The organism is Stenotrophomonas terrae (assembly GCF_039674165.1).
Taxonomy (GTDB): Bacteria; Pseudomonadota; Gammaproteobacteria; order Xanthomonadales; family Xanthomonadaceae; genus Stenotrophomonas; species Stenotrophomonas terrae_A.
Genome location: NZ_JBDJMY010000007.1, coordinates 24,031 through 42,840, shown reverse-complemented (window position 1 = coordinate 42,840; position 18,810 = coordinate 24,031). Strand labels below are relative to the sequence as shown.

Annotated in this window: 17 protein-coding genes; 9 read left to right on the top strand and 8 right to left on the bottom strand. The window is 64.1% G+C overall.

Annotation, left to right across the window (positions count from 1 at the left end):
- Window positions 1-51: 51 nt before the first annotated feature.
- The 6 genes from ABE493_RS04795 to ABE493_RS04770 form a co-directional block, all read right to left on the bottom strand.
- Window positions 52-897: an ABC transporter permease subunit gene (locus tag ABE493_RS04795; RefSeq protein WP_346497817.1), complete on the bottom strand. Its 846-nt coding sequence runs from the start codon at window positions 895-897 to the stop codon at window positions 52-54.
- Complete coding sequence (locus ABE493_RS04790; RefSeq protein ID WP_346497815.1) at window positions 894-1,820, bottom strand: ABC transporter permease subunit; 927 nt, start codon at window positions 1,818-1,820, stop codon at window positions 894-896. The genes ABE493_RS04795 and ABE493_RS04790 overlap by 4 nt, the downstream gene beginning before the upstream one ends.
- Complete coding sequence (locus ABE493_RS04785; RefSeq protein ID WP_346497813.1) at window positions 1,817-2,947, bottom strand: ABC transporter ATP-binding protein; 1,131 nt, start codon at window positions 2,945-2,947, stop codon at window positions 1,817-1,819. The genes ABE493_RS04790 and ABE493_RS04785 overlap by 4 nt, the downstream gene beginning before the upstream one ends.
- 486 nt (window positions 2,948-3,433) lie before the next feature.
- The gene (locus ABE493_RS04780; RefSeq protein ID WP_346497811.1) at window positions 3,434-4,558 is read right to left on the bottom strand and encodes a polyamine ABC transporter substrate-binding protein; all 1,125 of its coding nucleotides are present in this window, start codon (window positions 4,556-4,558) and stop codon (window positions 3,434-3,436) included.
- A gap of 323 nt (window positions 4,559-4,881) precedes the next feature.
- On the bottom strand, window positions 4,882-6,270 hold the full coding sequence (locus ABE493_RS04775) for a glutamine synthetase family protein (RefSeq protein ID WP_346497809.1): 1,389 nt from the start codon (window positions 6,268-6,270) through the stop codon (window positions 4,882-4,884).
- Window positions 6,267-7,031 (bottom strand): gamma-glutamyl-gamma-aminobutyrate hydrolase family protein, encoded by a 765-nt coding sequence (locus ABE493_RS04770; RefSeq protein WP_346497807.1) that lies wholly within the window; start codon window positions 7,029-7,031, stop codon window positions 6,267-6,269. Before ABE493_RS04770 ends, ABE493_RS04775 begins: the two co-directional genes overlap by 4 nt.
- A 167-nt stretch (window positions 7,032-7,198) precedes the next feature.
- Between ABE493_RS04770 and ABE493_RS04765 the strand changes: the two genes are divergently transcribed.
- From ABE493_RS04765 to ABE493_RS04755, 3 genes are all read left to right on the top strand, one after another.
- On the top strand, window positions 7,199-8,491 hold the full coding sequence (locus ABE493_RS04765) for an NAD(P)/FAD-dependent oxidoreductase (RefSeq protein WP_346497805.1): 1,293 nt from the start codon (window positions 7,199-7,201) through the stop codon (window positions 8,489-8,491).
- Window positions 8,492-8,739: 248 nt separating this feature from the next.
- Entirely contained in the window at window positions 8,740-9,951 is a 1,212-nt protein-coding gene (locus ABE493_RS04760) for a GGDEF domain-containing response regulator (RefSeq protein ID WP_346497906.1), read from the top strand.
- Between the two features lie 118 nt (window positions 9,952-10,069).
- Window positions 10,070-10,531 carry a bacteriohemerythrin gene (locus tag ABE493_RS04755; RefSeq protein WP_346497803.1) on the top strand — a complete coding sequence of 154 codons (462 nt, stop codon included), beginning with the start codon at window positions 10,070-10,072 and terminating at the stop codon, window positions 10,529-10,531.
- A 135-nt stretch (window positions 10,532-10,666) separates the two neighbouring features.
- On the opposite strand, the gene ABE493_RS04750 is transcribed toward ABE493_RS04755, so the two are convergent.
- Entirely contained in the window at window positions 10,667-11,965 is a 1,299-nt protein-coding gene (locus ABE493_RS04750; RefSeq protein WP_346497801.1) for an MFS transporter, read from the bottom strand.
- 157 nt (window positions 11,966-12,122) lie between these two features.
- On the opposite strand from ABE493_RS04750, the gene ABE493_RS04745 reads away from it, so the two are divergent.
- The gene (locus ABE493_RS04745) at window positions 12,123-12,482 is read left to right on the top strand and encodes a hypothetical protein (protein WP_346497799.1); all 360 of its coding nucleotides are present in this window, start codon (window positions 12,123-12,125) and stop codon (window positions 12,480-12,482) included.
- 488 nt (window positions 12,483-12,970) lie between these two features.
- Window positions 12,971-13,405 (top strand): PepSY domain-containing protein, encoded by a 435-nt coding sequence (locus ABE493_RS04740; RefSeq protein WP_346497797.1) that lies wholly within the window; start codon window positions 12,971-12,973, stop codon window positions 13,403-13,405.
- A 452-nt stretch (window positions 13,406-13,857) separates the two neighbouring features.
- Here ABE493_RS04740 and ABE493_RS04735 read toward each other — a convergent pair whose 3' ends face one another.
- Entirely contained in the window at window positions 13,858-15,360 is a 1,503-nt protein-coding gene (locus tag ABE493_RS04735; RefSeq protein ID WP_346497795.1) for an aldehyde dehydrogenase, read from the bottom strand.
- A gap of 156 nt (window positions 15,361-15,516) precedes the next feature.
- On the opposite strand from ABE493_RS04735, the gene ABE493_RS04730 reads away from it, so the two are divergent.
- From ABE493_RS04730 to ABE493_RS04715, 4 genes are read left to right on the top strand one after another with little or no spacing between them, the layout of a single operon-like run.
- Window positions 15,517-16,398, top strand: a complete 882-nt coding sequence (locus ABE493_RS04730; RefSeq protein WP_346497793.1) for a plasmid replication/partition related protein — start codon at window positions 15,517-15,519, stop codon at window positions 16,396-16,398.
- Window positions 16,399-16,449: 51 nt separating this feature from the next.
- Complete coding sequence (locus ABE493_RS04725) at window positions 16,450-17,094, top strand: DUF5671 domain-containing protein (protein ID WP_346497791.1); 645 nt, start codon at window positions 16,450-16,452, stop codon at window positions 17,092-17,094.
- Window positions 17,091-17,519, top strand: coding sequence for a hypothetical protein (locus ABE493_RS04720; protein WP_346497789.1), 429 nt, complete (start codon window positions 17,091-17,093; stop codon window positions 17,517-17,519). The genes ABE493_RS04725 and ABE493_RS04720 overlap by 4 nt, the downstream gene beginning before the upstream one ends.
- Window positions 17,520-17,522: 3 nt before the next feature.
- Window positions 17,523-18,809: a DUF445 domain-containing protein gene (locus ABE493_RS04715; protein WP_346497787.1), complete on the top strand. Its 1,287-nt coding sequence runs from the start codon at window positions 17,523-17,525 to the stop codon at window positions 18,807-18,809.
- Window position 18,810 lies beyond the last annotated feature (1 nt).

Here is an 18,810-nt window from a genome sequence, read left to right as displayed (position 1 = left end):
GCATTGCTGGTAAAGCCCCTGCCGAGCATGGCTCGGCACTACATTCAGACCTCAGCCGTTTTCCTGCAGGGCCAGCTGCATGTCGCGCTGGCGGCGCTTTTCGGCGCGGGCCGAAATCCACCAGCCGAGCACTGCCACGGTCGACACTGCCAGCACCATCAACGTGGCCAAGGCATTTATCTTCGGGCTCACACCCATGCGCACCGAGGCGAAGATCTTCATCGGCAGCGTGGTCGAGCTGGGACCGGCGACGAAGCTGGCAATCACCACGTCATCCAGCGACAGGGTGAAGGCCAACAACCAGCCCGACATCAGCGCCGGCGCGATGATCGGCAAGGTGATCAGGAAGAACACCTTGACCCGGTTCGCGCCCAGGTCCATTGCTGCCTCTTCCAGCGAGCGGTCCAGCTCCTGCAGGCGCGAGGACACCACCACCGTCACGAAGGAGATGGTGAAGGTCACATGCGCGATCCAGATTGCCACCACGCCCTTGGACGGCAGGCCGAACAACCCGCCCATCGATACCAGCATCAGCAGGATCGACAGGCCGATGATCACCTCCGGCATCACCAGTGGCGCCGTCACCAAGGCACCAAACAGGGTCTTGCTGGGGAAGCGCTTGAAGCGGGTCATGGCCATTGCCGCCATGGTGCCGATCACCATCGATGCGCTCGCCGTCCAGAATGCGATCTTGAGGCTGATCCAGGCCGCCTGCAGCAGCTGGCGGTCGCGGAACAACTCGCCGTACCACTGCGTGGAGAAACCCGCCCACACCGTCGCCAGCCGCGAGGAGTTGAACGAATACACCATCAACAACAGGATCGGCAGGTACAGGAAGGCGAAGCCGAGCAACAGGATGCTCCAACCCAACCAGGAACTACGCCGGGTCATGCTCATGCCAGCTTCCCTTCCAGCTCACGCTGCTGGGACCGGTTGAAGATGATGATGGGCACCAGCAGCAACAACAGCATCACGATGGCTACCGCCGAGGCCAGCGGCCAGTCGCGGTTGTTGAAGAACTCGCCCCACAACACGCGGCCGATCATCAAGGTGTCCGGGCCACCCAGCATTTCCGGAATGACGAACTCGCCCACCGCCGGAATCATCACCAGCATGCAGCCGGCGATGATGCCGCTGCGCGACAGCGGCAAGGTGATGCGCGCGAACGCCTGCCAAGGCTTGGCGCCCAGGTCATAGGCAGCCTCCAGCAGGCGGTTGTCCAGCTTGACCAGGTTGGCGTACAGCGGCAGCACCATGAACGGCAGGTAGCAGTAGACGATGCCAACGTAAGCCGCGAACGGGGTGTAGAGCATGCGCAGCGGCTCGTCGATCAGCCCCAGATTCATCAGCGTTCGGTTGATCAGGCCGTTGCTGTCGAGGATGCCGATCCAGGCGTAGACGCGGATCAGGAACGAGGTCCACGACGGCAGCACCACCAGCATCATCGCGATGTTGCGCGCCGACGGCGACATCCGCGAGATCACGTAGGCCATCGGGTAACCGATCAGCAAGGTCAACAACGTCGAGATGACCGCGATCTTGATCGAACTCAGGTAGGCGAACAGGTATTGGCTGTCGGTGAACAGCGCGGTGTAGTTGCCAAGATTTAGGTTCACCGTGAACGCGTTGTCCACGTATTCGACGATGGAGGTATACGGCGGCATCGCCACCGCCATCTTGGCGAAGGAAATCTTCAGCACGATCAGGAACGGAATCGCAAAGAACAGCAGCAGCCACAGGTAGGGCACGCCGATCACACCTGCGCGCGCACCTGGCAGCCACTGCCGCCAACCGCGGGTGAGTGGGCTGGTTGCGCTCATGAGGTCAGCACCACGCCGTCGTTGTCGTCCCAGGACACCCAGACTTCATCGTTCCAGGTGATGCCGTCGCTGTCCCAGCGCTTCATGTTGGCGAAGTTGGACAGGATCTTGGCGCCACTGGGCAGGCGCACGTGGTAAACCGAGTGGCTGCCGAAATAGGCGATGTCCTCGACCACGCCGAACGCCTTGTTGGTCTCTCCTTCCGGCTCTTCCTTGGCGATATGGACCTTCTCCGGGCGCAGCGCGAACGCCACCGGCTGGCCTTCGTAACCGGTGATGCCGTGGCCGACGTAGATCGGCGCCGGGAAATCGGCGGTGCGCACGGTGACGTATTCGGGCAGGTCTTCGTCGATCACGCCTTCGAAGGAATTCACCGAGCCGATGAAGCCTGCCACGAAGCGATTGGCCGGCTGCTCGTAGATGTCATCGGGCTTGCCGATCTGCTGGATCCAGCCCTGGTCCATCACCGCGATGCGGGTGGCCATGGTCATGGCTTCTTCCTGGTCGTGGGTGACCATCACGCAGGTGACGCCCAGCTGCTCGATGATGTTGACCAGCTCCAGCTGCATCTTCGAGCGCAGCTTCTTGTCCAGCGCGCCCATCGGCTCGTCCAGCAACAGCAGCTTGGGGCTCTTGGCCAGCGAGCGCGCCAGCGCCACGCGCTGTTGCTGCCCACCGGACAGCTGGTGCGGCTTGCGCTTGCCCAGCTTCTCCAGTTGCACCAGCTCCAGCATCTCGCCGACACGGCGGGCGATGGCATCCTTGGCCATGCCGTCCTGTTTCAGGCCGAAGGCGATGTTCTGCTCCACCGTCATGTGCGGGAACAGCGCATAGGACTGGAACATCATGTTGATCGGCCGCTCGTAGGGTGGCAGCGCGGTGATTGGCTGGCCATCGAGCAGGATGCTGCCCTTGGTGGGCGTTTCAAAGCCGGCCAAGCAGCGCAGCAAAGTGGACTTGCCGCTGCCCGACCCTCCCAGCAGCGCGAAGATCTCGCCCTTGCGCACATCAAGATTGACGTCATCGACGGCGACGAAGCCATCGAATTCCTTGCGCAGATCGCGAATGGACAGGTAGCCGGGCTCGCTGTTCAAAGCGATGGCCTCTGGCTTGGCGTCAACGGGCATGTAGGGCTCCGGAAGCAGGCAGATGAACAAACCAGCGTAGTTTAGCCCCCCATTTTTGCTGACGACACCGCCGGCTGTGGCGGTTGGGGGCGATTGAACCTGCTGGGGCTGTGGGAGCGGCGTCAGCCGCGAAGCTGGCAATGCTGAAAGGCCACAAGAGCTTACCCCTCCCCTGGCTGCGCCAAGGGAGGGAGACAAGCCCAGCCAAGCTACATCCTGCAGGCGGCACTGTAGTGCCGAGCCATGCTCGGCAGGGGCGTTCCCAGCAGAAATTGCAGGACCAGCATCAGCCGCGAAGCTGGCAATGCCTGAAAGGCCACAACGCCTACCCCTCCCCAACCCTCCCCTTGGCTGCGCCAAAGGGAGGGAGCCAAGCACTGGCTTCGCCATCTTCACTGACAACCGCATCCCCGCGCACGCCACAAACAACAACGCCTCCCCGCAAGGGGAGGCGTTGTAAGGATCAAACGCTAGAGCTGCCTGAAATCAACGACCGGTCTTAACCTCGGTCCACAAGCGGGTGTACAGCTTGTCCGTCTCCGGGCTGTTGATCGCATAGGTGAACATCTTGGCGGCCACGTCTTCGGCCGGGTAGATGGTCTTGTCGTCACGGATGGCAGGGTCAACCAGCGAGGTCGCCGACTTCACCGGGTTGGCGTAGTGGGTCACGTTGGTGTTCTTGGCCGCGACTTCCGGCTCCAGCAGGTAGTTGATGAAGGCATAGGCATTGCCCGGATGCTTGGCATCCTTGGGAATGGCCAGCATGTCGAACCACTGCGGGGCGCCTTCCTTGGGAATGGAATAAGCCACTTCCACGCCATTCTTGGCTTCTTCGGCGCGGTCACGGGCCTGGATGATGTCACCCGACCAGCCCACCACCAGGCAGGTGCTGCCGTTGGCCAGCGAACCCACGTACTGCGAGGAGTGGAAGTTCTGCACGTACGGGCGGATCGACTTGAGCAGGTCGGCAGCCTTCTGCAGCACGGCCGGGTCGGCGCTGTGCGGGTCTTCGCCCAGGTAATGCAGGGCCACCGGGATCATGTCGGCTGGCGTATCCAGCAGGGTCACGCCGCAGTCCTTCATCTTGGCGATGTTTTCCGGCTTGAACACCAGGTCCCAGCTGTTGGCGATGTCGGCGCTGCCGCCGAAACGCTCTTTCAGCTTGGCCACGTTGTAGCCGATGCCGGTGCTGCCCATCATGTACGGCACGCCGAACTGGTTGCCCGGGTCCTGGCCGGCGATGCGCTGCATCACCGCCGGGTCGAGGTTGGCCAGGTTCGGGATCTTGCTCTTGTCCAGCGGCAGGAACACGCCGGCCTGGATCTGGCGGCCGAAGAAGTTCAGCGTCGGCACCACGATGTCGTAGCCGCTGTCACCGGTCAGCAACTTGGTCTCGACCATCTCGTCACTGTCGAACACGTCGTAGGTGACCTTGATGCCGGTCGACTTCTCGAAGTTCGGGATGGTGTCTTCGGCGATGTAATCCGAATAGTTGTAGACGTTGAGGACCTTGGCCTCGCCGCCTTCAGCAGGCTTGGCGCCGGGTTCCTTGCCGCCGCAGGCAGCAAGCAGGGAAATGGCGACACCAACGGTCAGAATGCGCAGATTCATGGGTTCTCCAGTGTGATCCGGGAGCGGTATGGGGGACCGGCCAAGCCGGGAGGTGGCATATTGTCCCATCTGCGGCGCCATTGTGTGTAGAAAGCGGCTGCAGGGGTTGTGGGAGCGGCGTGAGCCGCGAAGCTGGCCATGCTTGAAAGGCAACAACAAAACCAACCCCTCCCCAACCCTCCCCTTTGCTGCGCAAAAGGGAGGGAGACAAGCTGTAGGAGCGGCGTCAGCCGCGAAGCCACTATTGCAACAGCCAGAGCAGAGCTTACCCCTCCCCGGCCCTCCCCTTTGCTGCGCAAAAGGGAGGGAGACAAGCCTTGCACTCAGACATTCAACAGCAGGAACTCTCGCTCCCACGAGCTGATCACGCGGAAGAAGGTCTCGTATTCCTTGCGCTTCACCGAGACATAGGCGCGGCAGAACCGGCGCCCCAGCAGCTCCTGCAGCGCGTCGCAGACTTCCAGCCCGTCCAGCGATTCACCCAGCGAGCGCGGCAGTTCGTAGCCCAGTTCCTTGGCGTTGCCGCTGATCGAGGGGGTCGGCTTGAGCTTCTCGCGGATACCCAGCAGGCCACAGGCCAGCGTCGCCGCCATCGCTAGATAGGGATTGGCGTCGGAGCCGGCAAAGCGGCTTTCGACGCGGTTGTTTTCCAGGCTGTCCATCGGCACACGCAGTCCGCAGGTGCGGTTGTCGAAGCCCCACTCCACATTGCTGGGCGAAACTTCACCAAATACCAGCCGGCGGTAGGAATTCACGTTCGGCGCGAAGAAGCCCATCGCCGCCGGAACGTATTTCTGCAGGCCAGCCAGATAATTGTCGAAGGTCTCGCTGTACTCACCTTCGTTGTTGCCAGCAAACACGTTCTGGCCATCGGACACGCGCACCAGGCTCTGGTGGATATGCATGGCGCTGCCAGGCTCGGTTTCCATCGGCTTGGCCAGGAAGGTGGCATAGATGCCGTGGCGCAGCGCCGCCTCGCGCATGGTGCGCTTGAACAGGAACACCTGGTCGGCCAGCGACATCGCATCATCGTGGGTGAAGTTGACCTCCAGCTGGGCGGCGCCGGATTCGTGGATCAAGGTGTCCACGTCCAACTTCATCGCATCGCAGTAGTCGTACATCAGGTCGAGGATGGGGTCGAACTCGTTGACCGCATCGATGGAGTACGACTGGCGCGCGGTTTCCGGGCGGCCGGAACGGCCAGCCGGCGGCAACAGCGGGAAATCAGGGTCGGTGTTCTTCTGCACCAGGAAGAACTCCAGCTCCGGCGCCACCACCGGCTTCAGTCCGAGTTCCTCGTAGGCTGCCAGCACGCGCCGCAGCACGTTGCGCGGCGCCAACTCATGCGGCAGGCCGCTCTTGGTGTAGCAATCGTGGATGATCTGCGCGGTCGGATCGGTGGCCCAGGGCACCATGCGTACGGTATCCGGGTCCGGGCGCAGGATCATGTCCGCGTCGGCCGGCGAGGTCAGTTCGTAGTAGTCGTCCGGGTAATCGCCGGTCACCGTGGTGGCGAAAATACCTTCCGGCAGCCGCGTACCGTAGTCGTGCGAGAACTTGTCGGCGGGAATGATCTTGCCGCGCGCATTGCCGGTGATATCCGGCACCAGGCATTCCACCTCGGTGATGTGCCGCTCCTTGAGCCAGCGCAGCAACGAGCTTTCTTCCTGTACGTCGGCGGCGGTATTGCGTGAGCGGGGGCGCGAAGTCATGGGGAACCAACTTGTTTGTGTAACCGATAGCGGCGACAGGCCTCGCCGAAGGCTTTGAAAATGCCCAGATAGAACGGATTTTCAACAACCCGCCATTCCGGGTGGAACTGCACGCCCAACAAAAACGACGGGCCGCTGCCACGAAACGCTTCGATCAGGCCATCGGGCGCGCGCGCCTCGACCTGCAAGCCCTCGCCCAGGCGAGCCACGCCCTGCCCGTGCACCGAGTTGACCATCACCTCGTTGCCGCCGGCAATGCCGGCCAGCAGACCATCCGGTTGCAACTGCAGCGCGTGCGCCGGCCCATATTGCACATCCAACGATGACGCCGGGTTTTCACGATGATCGGCCAGACCGGGCACTTCATGCACCTTGGGATGCAGGCTGCCGCCAAAGGCGACATTGAGTTCCTGGAAACCACGGCAGATGGCCAGGATCGGCATGCCCAACGCACGTGCCTGCGGAATCAGCCCGAATACATTGGCATCACGCGCCGGATCATGCGGATTACCCGGCCAGCTGTCGCCACCGCCGTAGTGGTGCGGTTCGATGTTGCTGGTGGCACCGGTCAACAACAGGCCATCCAGCGTGGCCAACCAATCCCCCGCCGGCAGCGGCGGTTGCAGCAGCGGCAGCACCAGTGGGGTGGCCTGCGCACCATCAACAACGGCGCGCACGTACTTTTCACCGACCACAAGGAAAGGATGGGGGCCGATCGGTTTGCTGTCGGTAGGCAAGCCGACCAGCGGCAGGCTGGCCATGGGTGAAGCTCGTGAGACGTGTTAGCACGCTACCCCTGCCCCGCCGATTAGGCAACCAAGCGCCATCTGTCATTCAACTTGTACCGGGCACACTATGCCGGCTGTTCCCCGCCTGCGCGCGCCGCATACGCCGGGGTCGCTACACTGCCCACCCCTGATTCGGCCTGATGTCCGTGGACCCCGCTGCACCTGTTTACCCGCCAAGCTGGTATGCCGCCAGTCAACCCGAGCTTGCCGCGCATGCACCGCTGCGTGGCCAGGCGCGTGCCGACGTGGCTGTGCTAGGCGCCGGTTACACCGGCCTGACGGCCGCGTTGGCCCTGGCCGAAAAAGGCTACAAGGTCACCGTCCTGGAGGCCGAGCGGATCGGCTGGGGCGCCTCCGGCCGCAATGGCGGCCAGGCCATCGTCGGCTACGGCTGCGAACAGGACACGCTGGAAGCGCTGATCGGTGACGACGATGCACGGCTGCTGTTTGATTTCTCGCGCGACGGCATGCACATGCTCAAGCAGCGCATCGCCCGCCACGGTATCGACTGCGACTGGCGTGACGGCCATGCCAGCGTGCCCATCCACCCGCGCCAGGAGCGCGCCCTGCGTGCCGACATCGAGCGCATGGCACAGCGCTACGACTATCCGCTGGAATGGTGGGACCGCCCGCGGCTGCGGCAGGAGCTGGCCAGCGACCGTTACCTGGGCGCGATGTACGACCCCGCCAGCGGCCACCTTCATCCCTTGGCCTATGCGCAGGGCCTGGCCCAGGCGGCGGAGGCCGCCGGCGTCACCCTGCACGAATATTCACCGGTCACCCGCCTGCAGCGTGGTGGGCAGCCGGCGCTGATCACCGAGCACGGTCGCGTCGATGCCGATTTCGTCGTATTGGCCGGCAACGCCTGGCTGCAGGGCATCGCGCCCGAGCTGGAAACCCGGATGATGCCGGTCGGCACCTATATCGGCGCCACCCAGCCGCTCGGCGCCGAGCGCGCACGCGCACTGATCCGCAACGACATGGCCGTGGCCGATGTGAACTGGGCGCTGGACTACTTCCGGCTCAGCCGCGACCACCGCCTGTTGTTCGGTGGCCAGGCCAACTACTCCGCACTGCCCCCGCCAGGCCTGCGCGCCAGCATGACCCGACGCATGCGCCGGGTATTCCCGCAGCTGGCCGACGTCGAAATGGAATACGTGTGGGGCGGCTATATCGACATCACCCGCAACCGTGCCCCGCATTGGGGCCGGATCACCCCGAATGTGTATTTCGCCCAGGGTTTCTCCGGCCACGGCGTTGCCAGCACCGGCCTGGCCGGCGAAGTGATCGCTGCCGCCATTGCTGGCCAGGCGCAGCGCCTGGATGTGTTCGAACGCATCCCGCATGGCGTGTTCCCCGGCGGCAAGGCCCTGCGCATGCCTTTACTGGTGGCTGCCATGTCCTGGTACAAGCTGCGCGACCTGCTCTGGTAAGACCTGGACGCGGCCGAGGGCGACAAGCGGCAATTTCGACCAGCTTGTGAAGACCGGCCTTCACGTCGGTGCGGCAACCGCGACGTGCGCTTCGCCTCAAGTTCTTACGCCAGCTGCCGTTACACGTTCCGATGCTCCCTACTCTCACAACTCTGGCCAACCCGCCGCAGCTCGCGTTCGACAGCCCGTCGATCACGCCGCTGCCGCAACGCATCCTGCTCGTAGAGAATTCACGCACCTTCACCACGATGCTACGCGAGGCCATCGAGCAACGGCTGGAGCTGCCGGTCAGCGTTGCTTCCAGCCTGGCTGAGGCCGGTGAACTGCTGGATCGTGAGGAGGGCTGGTTTCTGGTACTGACCGGGCTGGTGCTGGCCGATGGCGACCGCGACCAGGTGGTGCAGTATTTCGTCAACCGCGGGCTGCCGACCATCGTGGTCAGCGGGGTCTATGACGAGGACCTGCGCAAGCGCGTGCTGCAGCAACAGATCATCGACTACGTCCTGAAGAACACCCCCGGCAGCATCGATTACCTGGTCTGGCTGGTGCAGCGCATGGAGCGCAACCGGCGCATCGCCGCCCTGGTGGTGGACGATTCGCCGTCTGCCCGCGCCTATGCCGCCGCCTTGCTGACGATGTATGGCTACCACGTCATCGAGGCCGATGACGGCGCCTCGGCACTGCGTGCGATCGAAGCCGACCCGGCCATCCGGCTGGTCATCGTCGATGAAGAAATGCCTGGCATGCAGGGCGTGGAACTCACCCGCCGGCTGCGCGCCATGCGTGCGCGCGACAAGGTGGCGGTGATCGGCATCTCCGGCAATTCGGATCCCTCGCTTATCCCGCGCTTCCTCAAGAACGGCGCCAATGACTTCCTGCGCAAGCCCTTCTCGCGCGAGGAATTCTTCTGCCGGGTCTCGCAGAACGTGGACCAGCTGGAGCTGATCGGCACGCTGCAGGATCTGGCTACCCGCGATTTCCTGACCGGCCTGCCCAATCGCCGCAGCTTTCTGGAACAAAGCCAGCGCCAGCTCAGCGCCATCAACAATGGCGGCATGGTGGCGGTGGCCATGATTGATATCGACCATTTCAAGCACATCAACGACAGCCTCGGCCATGAGGCCGGCGACCAGGCCATCCGCGCCGTCGCCTCGGTACTGCAGGCCAATACCCGCGCGCATGACATCAGCTCGCGCTTTGGCGGTGAGGAATTCTGCCTGATGGTAAGCGGCTTGGATGCAGCCGCCAGCGCAGCGCATTTTGAACAGATGCGACAGGCGGTGGCCAGCCTGCGCCTGCCATTCGGCGACAACACCTTGAGCATGACCGTCAGCATCGGCGTTTGCCGCATGCCGCTGCGCAGCGGCAACCTGCATCAGCTCATCACCGAAGCCGACCGCCAGCTCTACCTGGCCAAAGCCGGCGGGCGCAACCGTATCTGCAGCAGCGATACACACTGATCGCGCCCCGCGATCTGAACGAAAAACGCGTTGAAAACCCGGCATTGATCCAGATCAACGCGCCTGCCCGGCCCGCTCCCTACAGTGCTGCTCAAAGCACACATGGGGAGAAGTGGCGGTGGCATTACTGGTTTGGCAGGACGATCTCAATACGGGCGTGGAGGTCATCGACCACCAGCACATGCGCATCGTGGAGATGCTCAATCACCTGCACGTTGCACAGAAAAACCTCGAACGCATCGCGGTGGCGGAAGTCATCGACGAACTGGTGGACTACACCATGTCGCACTTCGCCTTTGAAGAAGAATTGATGGAAGAGGCCGGCTACCCGTTCTGCGCCGCGCACAAGCGCGTGCATGAAGTGTTCGGCAAACGCGTCTCCGAATACCGCATGCGTTTCCAGGCCGGTGAGGACGTCACCGATGAACTGCGCAACATGCTGTCACGCTGGCTGTTCAACCACATCCGTGGCGACGACAAGGCCTATGCCGAGCACGTGAAACGCCACCTCAACCAGTTTGCCCGTGACCATCAGGAAGGCAGCTGGCTGGGACGCACCTTGAAGCGCCTGTTCCACTGAGTCCTTGTTTGCGGGAACAGCGCGTTTGCCGGCATCGTTGCAGATGCCGCAAGCGTTGCTCCCGGGTTTTCTGCCGCAGGCACGCCGCAAGGCGCACACGTTGCCGATCTGTGTGGGATTGGCGGTAGTCGCGACTTACGGCGTTCCTGCGGCAACCCCGCGCTGGTGGCGGTTGATCGCCAGCAGGGCAAGGCCGGTCAGCAGCGCGGTAACGCATAGATAGCCGCCGACAGCAGCAATGCCGAATTTGCCGGCCAACCAGGTTGCCGCATACGGCGCCGGTGCCGCGCCCAGGATGCCGGCCAGATTGAACGACAGCGAGGCGCCGGTATAGCGCACCTGCACCGGATACAGGCCGGCCAGCATGGTGCCGCAGGGGCCGTAAGTGAGGCCCATCAGGAACAGGCCCACCGACAGGAACAACAGCACCTGCCACGGATGCCCCGCCTGGAACAGCGGCTGGAACAACAAGCCAAACACGAAGATGCCCGCCGTCGCCCACAACATCGCCTTGACCGTTCCATGACGATCGCCATACAGCGCAGCCAACGGTATGCCGGCAGCGAAGAACAGGATGCCGACCATCTGCAGCAGCAGGAAATCCTCGCGCGCATAGGCCAATGTCGAAGTGCCATAGCCCAGCGTGAAGACCGTCATCAGGTAGAACAGCACGAAGGTGGCAAACGCCGCCAAGGTACCGGCCAGCACCGCAAAGCCATGGCCTAGCAGCACCTCGCGTATCGGCAGGCGCACCCGCTGGCCCTGTTCAAGAGCCTTCTGGAAATCGGGCGTCTCGCGGATGTTCAAGCGCACCCACAGGCCAACAATCACCAGCAGCGCACTGGCAATGAACGGCACCCGCCAGCCCCAGGCCAGGAAGCTGGCGTCATCCAGTACCCGCCCCAGCAACAGGAAGGTACCGGCCGACAACAGGAAGCCCAGCGGCGCACCCAATTGCGGGAACATTCCGTACCAGGCGCGCTTGCCGGGCGGCGCATTCTCGGTCGCCAGCAGCACCGCACCGCCCCATTCCCCGCCCAGCCCCAGGCCCTGGCCGAACCGGCACAGCGCCAGCAGCAGCGGCGCGGCCACCCCGATGTCGTGATAGGTCGGCAGCAGGCCGATGGCCACCGTCGACAGGCCCATGGTCAGCAGGGCCGCGACCAGCGTGGCCTTGCGCCCGATCCGGTCGCCGTAATGGCCGAATACCGCCGAGCCCACCGGCCGTGCGATGAACGCCACCGCGAAGGTTGCCAGCGACTGCAGCAGCGCCGCATCGCTGCTGCTCTCCGGGAAGAACAGTTTGGGGAACACCAGCACCGCCGCCGTGGCGTAGATGTAGAAATCGAAGAATTCGATGGTGGTGCCGATCAGGCTGGCCGCCAGTACCCGGCGCGGAGAGTTCAAAGGGGCGGAGCTGGCGGCAGCGGACATGGGCGTAGCGGAAGAAAGAGTGCTGGCAGTCTGCCATGCACCGCTGCCGCCGCTGCCAATTGGTTGCAGCCGACACCGTCGTTCCTGGACCGGCCCAGGCCAGGCCGGGCCGGCGGAACCTATTGGTGCAACTTGCGGTCACAACAGCACCCTCCGCATGGATGCACTGGTGATGTCGGCAATTTCCAGATCTTTCCCACACCTGGGCGCAGCGTTGGTGGTCATCGCGGTGCATGCGGCCATCGCGTTATGGCTGCTGCAGCCGCGCCAGCCCCGCCCCACCGACAACGGGCCGCGCACCAGCCTGCGCTGGCTGCCGCCACGGCCTGTGCCGCCGCCGCTGAAAACCACGCATGCAGCCAGCCAGGCCGACGCTCCCGCCAAACAGCACAATCGCGGGCGCAGCAATCACCGTCGCAACTGCCGCCCATCGCCGTCGAGCAGGCGACGGCCAGCCCGTCACCGCCGCCCTTGGACCTTCGCATACCCGACGCTGGCCGAGCCGGCGCTGCGCTGAGCGCGGAGACGTTCGCCCAACAGCCTTTCCGCCGGCTCAACAACGACCCGGCGTTTCGCCACGCGCCGCGCTACTTCCGCCTGCGGCCGCAGATGAGCCCGCGCCAGATGATCCAGGGCGTGGCCAGTTCCCTGGGCTTTTGGCCGCCCGGCTACGAAATTGACCCCTGCAGCCTCAGCCGAAGCGAGGTGAACTATTTCCAGAATGCGGTGAGCGAGGGCGACCGTGCAGCCCTGCGCAGCGCCTTGCTGCAGGAAAGTGCGCGTTGCCGGCGTTGAGGCTTGCGGGGTTCTGCACGGCGGCACAAGGTGACGTGCTGCACACGCCATGAAACGCTCTGCGAACACTTTCTTGCGTTCCCGTGCACATCGATTAACCGCAGCCGATTGCGCCAACGCCACATCGCGGCAATTCACGGAGGTATACAGGTAGTCGACGGTAGGGTTGCTGCTGCGCCAGATGCGCAATGAACCCGAAGGAGCAGACCCATGAACAACCGACCGCTACGCACTGCCATGTTCGCCGCCGCTCTGACCTTGGCCGGCGCCGGTATCGCCCAGGCCCAGGATGCCTTGACCGCCCCGCAGGTGCGTGCACAGCTGGAGGCGCAGGGCTATACCAACGTCAAGGACGTCAAGTTCGATGACGGCATGTGGGAGGCCGATGCGACCAGCGCCGATGGCAAGAAGGTCGACGTGAAGCTCGACCCGCGCACCGGCACGGTGTATCCGGACAAAGCGGTTTCGCAATTGAGCGAGGCTGATATCCGTGCGCAGCTTTCCAGCGCCGGCTATATCGGCGTCAGCGACGTCAAGCTGGACGACGGCATGTGGAAGGCCAAGGGCCGGACTGCCAATGGCGAGAAGGTGGAGGTCCGTCTGGACCCGGCAACCGGTGCGGTGGTGGCGCAGGAAAAAGATTGATGCGCGCTTAGCGCAACCGTGATGCATCACGCCTCCCCTTCGCTACGCGAAAGGGAGGGAGCAGAGCAGCGCTGCATGCACTGCCCCTCCCCTTTGGCGTAGCCAAGGGGGAGGTTGGGAGGGGGTAGCTTTTGCTGTTGCATGTGACGCTTCAAATGCGTGAGCACAAGCTATGAAGCCAACCCCTCCCCAGCCCTCCCCTTCGCTACGCGAAAGGGAGGGAGCAGAGCAGCACTGCATGCAACGCCCCTCCCCTTTGGCGCAGCCAAGGGGGAGGTTGGGAGGGGGTAGCTTTTGCTGTTGCGTGTGACGTTTAAAAAGCGTGAGCACAAGCTATGAAGCCAACCCCTCCCCAGCCCTCCCCTTCGCTGCGCGAAAGGGAGGGAGCAGAGCAGCACTGCATGCAACACCCCTCCCCTTTGGCGTAGCCAAGGGGGAGGTTGGGAAACAGATCAGCCTTCCAGATTGATCCAGGTCGCCTTCATCTCGGTGTACTTGTCGAAGGCATGCAGCGACTTGTCGCGGCCGTTGCCCGATTGCTTGTAGCCACCGAACGGCGCGGTCATGTCACCGCCGTCCCAATAGTTGACCCACACGCTACCCGCGCGCAGCCCGCGTGCAACCCTGTGTGCGCGCGAAATGTCGCGCGTCCACACACCGGCAGCCAGGCCGTACTCGGTGTCGTTGGCCAGCTGCAAGGCCTGCTGCTCACCGTCAAACGCGATCACCGACAGCACCGGCCCAAAAATTTCCTCGCGTGCAATCCGCTGCTGCGGGCTTACCTCATCAAACACGGTCGGCTCGATGTAGCAGCCACCTGCAACCACCTCGGCGCGCTTGCCACCGAGCAGCAGACGCGCGCCTTCAGCCGTGCCCTGTTCGATGTAGCCGAGCACCCGCTGGGCCTGCGCTTCGTCCACCATCGCACCCATCGCCGCCTTGGGCTCGAACGGGTGCGCCGGTTGCATATGCCGCCCGTGCTCAATGACCTTGGCAACAAACGCATCCTTGATCGAACGCTCCACCAGCAAGCGCGAGCCCGCCGTGCATACCTCGCCCTGGTTGTAGAAAATCGCAGCGGCCGCTGCCGCTGCCGCCTTGTCCAGATCGTGCGCATCGGCAAATACGATGTTCGGGCTCTTGCCGCCGCATTCCATGTAGGCACGTTTCATGTTCGACAGGCCGGCACATTGCAGCAGGCGCTTGCCCACCGCAGTCGAGCCGGTGAACACCAGGCCATCCACGTCCATATGCAAGGCCAGCGGCTCGCCTGCATTCTTGCCATTGCCTGGCACCACATTGAACACGCCCTCCGGCACACCGGCTTCGGCTACCAGCTCAGCAAAGCGCAAGGCACTCAGCGGCGACTTCTCGGACGGCTTGAGCACCACGGAATTGCCCGCCGCCAGTGCCGGCGCAATCTTCCATGCGGCCATCAACAGCGGGAAATTCCACGGCACGATGGCGCCGACCACACCCAATGGTTCACGAGTGATCAGGCCCAGTTCGTTGGCGCCGGTGGGCGCCACCTCGCCATAGAGCTTGTCCACCGCTTCGGCCGTCCATTGGATGCAGCGGATCACGCCGCCGATATCGACGCGGCGTGCTTCGGCAACCGGCTTGCCCATGTCCAACGCTTCCAGCACGGCCAGTTCATCGGCGTGTTGTTCAACCAATGCCGCCAGCTTCAGCAAAACCAGCTTGCGCTTGACCGGCTTCAACCCGGCCCAATGGCCGGCGCTGAAACTGCGGCGGGCCGCTGCCACCGCATGGTCGATGTCCAACTGCCCGCAATCGGCAACCTGCCCCAGCACCCGCCCATCGATCGGGCTGATGCAGTCGAAGGTGGCGCCGGAGGCCGCATCAACATATTGGCCGTTGATGAACGCGCGGGTGCGCAGCGACAGGCCGTCGGCCAACGCCTGCCATTGTTCACGGATATGCGGGCTGTTCATGCAGGTTTTCCTTGTGACGAAGACGTTGCAGCAGGCCTTGATGGTACGCCGGCCACCGTAGCGCGCCGACATGGACCTGTTATTTCCGGTAAATGCAAGGGTTGGCCGTGGCCCCTGCGGGCTTCACAATGCCGCTCCACGTTTTTGGCAGCTCTCATGGACATCATCGTCAACGAAGAACTCAAGGCCTATATCGATCCGCTCACGCAGGACGAGCACGACGCGCTGGAGCGCAGTCTGCTGGCCGAGGGCTGCCGCGACGCGCTGGTGCTGTGGGGCGACGTGCTGATCGACGGCCACAACCGTTACGGCATCTGCTCCAAGCACGGCATTGCGTTCAATACCGTGCAGAACACCCGCTTCAAGTCGATGGACGATGTGCATCTGTGGATGATCGAGCAGCACTTGGGCCGCCGCAGCGTGTCGGACTACCAGCGCGGCGTGCTGGCCCTGCGCAAGCGCGACATCCTGGAAACCCGCCGCCGCAGCGAGCAGGAACAGCTGCGCCGCGAGAGCGAGGGTGAGGCAGCGCCCAGCGATGCAGCCGACAACGACAGCCCACCGTGGGATCCGGCACCCAAGCTGTCCAAGGCCGATCTGGCCCGCGAAGCCAAGCTCAGCCCCAGCCAGGTGACGATGATCGAGAAGATCCACGATCACGCCACCGCCGAGGTGATCGAAGCCATGCGGGTGGGCGCGATCTCGCTCAGCGCGGCAGCCACCGTGGCCAGCCTGCCCGAGGATGAACAGCGTGCCGCTGCACGCGGCGGCAAGGACGAGCTGAAGCAGGCCGCCAAGCGCGTGCGTGACGCCAAGCGCAAGCCGAAGGCGGCGCGCGAAGATGCCGACGACGAGTCGCAGCCGCTGAGCATGGCCGAAGCCGATGGCCTGGACGGCGCCGTCGACAGCGCCGAAGTTCAGGCCCTGCGCCAGCGCGTGGCCTCGCTCACCGGCGAGAACCAGGCCTTGCGCATGGAACTGGATGCCCTGCGTGCGCGCATGCTGGCCTCCCAGGTCGAAGAACCGACCGACGCTTGATTGACCTGAGCCGGCACCCTAGGCTGCGGTCATCCCTGCAAGGAGCATGTGATGGCCTCGGCCTCCCCGGAACTTGAAACCTTCGTCCGCGACGCCTTGATGCGCGGCCACAGTCGCCAGCAGGTCAGCAGCGCCTTGCTGGCCGCCGGCTGGAGCGAGCAGCAGATCAGCGGCGTGCTGGATGGCTGGGCCGAGGTGGACTTCCCGCTGCCGGTGCCGCGCCCACGCGCCTCGCTATCGGCGCGCGAAGCCTTTGCCTACCTGGTGCTGTTCAGCACGCTGTACTTCTTCGCCTGGAACCTGGGCAGCCTGTTGTTCCAGCTGATCCAGTACGCGCTGCCCGATCCGACTGACCCCGATTGGCAGCTGCTGCGCCTGAGCGGCGGCATCCGCTGGGCGATCTCGGCGTTGGTGATCGCCTTCCCGGTGTTCGCCTTCGCCGCCCATCGCGTCAGCCGCGACGTGGACAAGCACCCGATCAAGCGTTTGTCACCGGTGCGCCGCTGGCTCACCTATCTGACCCTGTTCGTCGCCGCCACGGTCCTGATCGGCGATCTCACCGCACTGGTCTACAACCTGCTGAGCGGCGAGCTGAGCCTGCGCTTCGTGCTCAAGGTACTGGTGGTCGGCGTGATCGCTGGCACCGTGTTTTCGTACTACCTGTGGGATCTACGCCAAGAGGAGGTGGAGGCATGAGCCGTACCGCTTGGGGCACCCGCGTCCTTTGGGCGACCGGCATCGTCACTGCGGCTGCAATTGCAGCCGGGGTCTGGGTCATCGATTCACCGTCGCAGCAGCGGCTCAAGCGCCTGGATGAGGCGCGCCTGTCGCATCTGCGGACGCTGGAGACCGCTGCCCAAAATTACTGGCGCGAGAACGACGCGCTGCCGCCCAACATCCTCGCCCTGGCAGCGCAGCCGGGCATGGTGCTGACCTACAAGGACCCGGCCGGTGGCCCCGACTACCGCTATCGCACCCTGGACGCCACCCACTACGAGCTGTGCGCGCAGTTCGACACCAGCAGCGCCGATGGCCCACAGGCCGGCCGCGCCAGCGAATGGGCGCACCCGGCCGGCAACCACTGTTTCCGCCGCGCGGTGAGCGACAAGGACAACGAATAAGCCGTGAGCCCCCAGGACGACCCGCGCCGCGCCCAACTGCGTCGCCTCAAGTTGTACGCCGTGGCCATGCTGCTGGCGATGCTGGCCGGCTTCGTTGTCAGCCACATCAACGGCGAGCGCGGCATCTGGGCCTGGGTGGGGGCGTTCTGTGAGGCGGCGACCGTCGGTGCGTTGGCCGACTGGTTTGCGGTGGTGGCGCTGTTCCGGCGGCCGTTGAACCTGCCCATTCCGCACACGGCCATCATCCCGCGCAACAAGGAACGCATCGCCGACAGCTTGGCGGTATTCGTGCGCGATCACTTCCTGGAACCGGAAACACTGCTGGCCAAGCTGAAAGTGTTCGATCCCGCCACCCGTCTTGGCGAATGGCTGGCGCAACCAGCGCAGGCAAAAATGCTGGCCGGCATGGCGCGCGGCTGGACGGTGCAGGCCTTGGATCTGCTCGATGAGGCGGCAGTGCGCCGCTCCATCCAGGGCTTTGTGGTGGCCCAGCTGCGGCAGTGGAACGCAGCGGCCACCGCCGGCGAACTGCTTGGGCTACTGACCGCCGACAACCGCCACCAGCGGGTGCTCGACGAAGGGCTTACCCGCGTCGCCCACTGGCTGGACAACGACAAGGTGCGACAGCAGGCCTCGGCCTTGATCGTGCGTTACATCCGCAAGGAATGGCCGAAGCTGGCCAGCACCGTGGATTGGGTAAAACCGATCGACGAGATCGGTGATTCACTGGCCGACCGCCTGGCACGCGCCGGGCTGGAAGAACTGCAGGCCATCCTCTCGCAACCCGAGCACCCGCTGCGCCAGGACTATGCATTGTGGCTGGGTGACTACATGCGCCGCCTGCGCGAAGACCCGGCCCTGGCGGCCAAAGTTGATGCACTCAAGCAGCAGGTGATCGACCACCCGGCAGTGCAGGAATATGTGCAGGGCCTGTGGCAGCGCGTGCATGAATATCTGCGGGCTGATCTGTCGCGCGAGGATTCGGTATTGGCGGGCCACCTGGAACGCAGCCTGGGCAAGCTGGGCACGACCATCGGCAACGACCCCGCCCTGCGCGACGCGCTCAACCAGCACATGCTGGCCGGCGCGGAAAAGCTGACCAATCGCCTGCGCAGTGGCGTCACCAGCCATATCGCGCAGACCGTAAAGGCCTGGGACGAAAAGAAGCTGGTCGAGCAACTTGAGCTGAGCGTTGGCCGCGACCTGCAGTACATCCGTTTCAACGGCACCCTGGTAGGCGGCCTGATCGGCCTGCTGCTGCATGCGCTGACCGGCTGGCTGAAATTCTAGG

Bases quoted from the DNA above. Each gene is read 5' to 3' on its own strand.
- ABE493_RS04795 (WP_346497817.1), bottom strand. From the start codon at position 897: ATGAGCATGACCCGGCGTAGTTCCTGGTTGGGTTGGAGCATCCTGTTG.
- ABE493_RS04790 (WP_346497815.1), bottom strand. From the start codon at position 1,820: ATGAGCGCAACCAGCCCACTCACCCGCGGTTGGCGGCAGTGGCTGCCA.
- ABE493_RS04785 (WP_346497813.1), bottom strand. From the start codon at position 2,947: ATGCCCGTTGACGCCAAGCCAGAGGCCATCGCTTTGAACAGCGAGCCC.
- ABE493_RS04780 (WP_346497811.1), bottom strand. From the start codon at position 4,558: ATGAATCTGCGCATTCTGACCGTTGGTGTCGCCATTTCCCTGCTTGCT.
- ABE493_RS04775 (WP_346497809.1), bottom strand. From the start codon at position 6,270: ATGACTTCGCGCCCCCGCTCACGCAATACCGCCGCCGACGTACAGGAA.
- ABE493_RS04770 (WP_346497807.1), bottom strand. From the start codon at position 7,031: ATGGCCAGCCTGCCGCTGGTCGGCTTGCCTACCGACAGCAAACCGATC.
- ABE493_RS04765 (WP_346497805.1), top strand. From the start codon at position 7,199: ATGTCCGTGGACCCCGCTGCACCTGTTTACCCGCCAAGCTGGTATGCC.
- ABE493_RS04760 (WP_346497906.1), top strand. From the start codon at position 8,740: ATGCTACGCGAGGCCATCGAGCAACGGCTGGAGCTGCCGGTCAGCGTT.
- ABE493_RS04750 (WP_346497801.1), bottom strand. From the start codon at position 11,965: ATGTCCGCTGCCGCCAGCTCCGCCCCTTTGAACTCTCCGCGCCGGGTA.
- ABE493_RS04745 (WP_346497799.1), top strand. From the start codon at position 12,123: ATGGATGCACTGGTGATGTCGGCAATTTCCAGATCTTTCCCACACCTG.
- ABE493_RS04740 (WP_346497797.1), top strand. From the start codon at position 12,971: ATGAACAACCGACCGCTACGCACTGCCATGTTCGCCGCCGCTCTGACC.
- ABE493_RS04735 (WP_346497795.1), bottom strand. From the start codon at position 15,360: ATGAACAGCCCGCATATCCGTGAACAATGGCAGGCGTTGGCCGACGGC.
- ABE493_RS04730 (WP_346497793.1), top strand. From the start codon at position 15,517: ATGGACATCATCGTCAACGAAGAACTCAAGGCCTATATCGATCCGCTC.
- ABE493_RS04725 (WP_346497791.1), top strand. From the start codon at position 16,450: ATGGCCTCGGCCTCCCCGGAACTTGAAACCTTCGTCCGCGACGCCTTG.
- ABE493_RS04720 (WP_346497789.1), top strand. From the start codon at position 17,091: ATGAGCCGTACCGCTTGGGGCACCCGCGTCCTTTGGGCGACCGGCATC.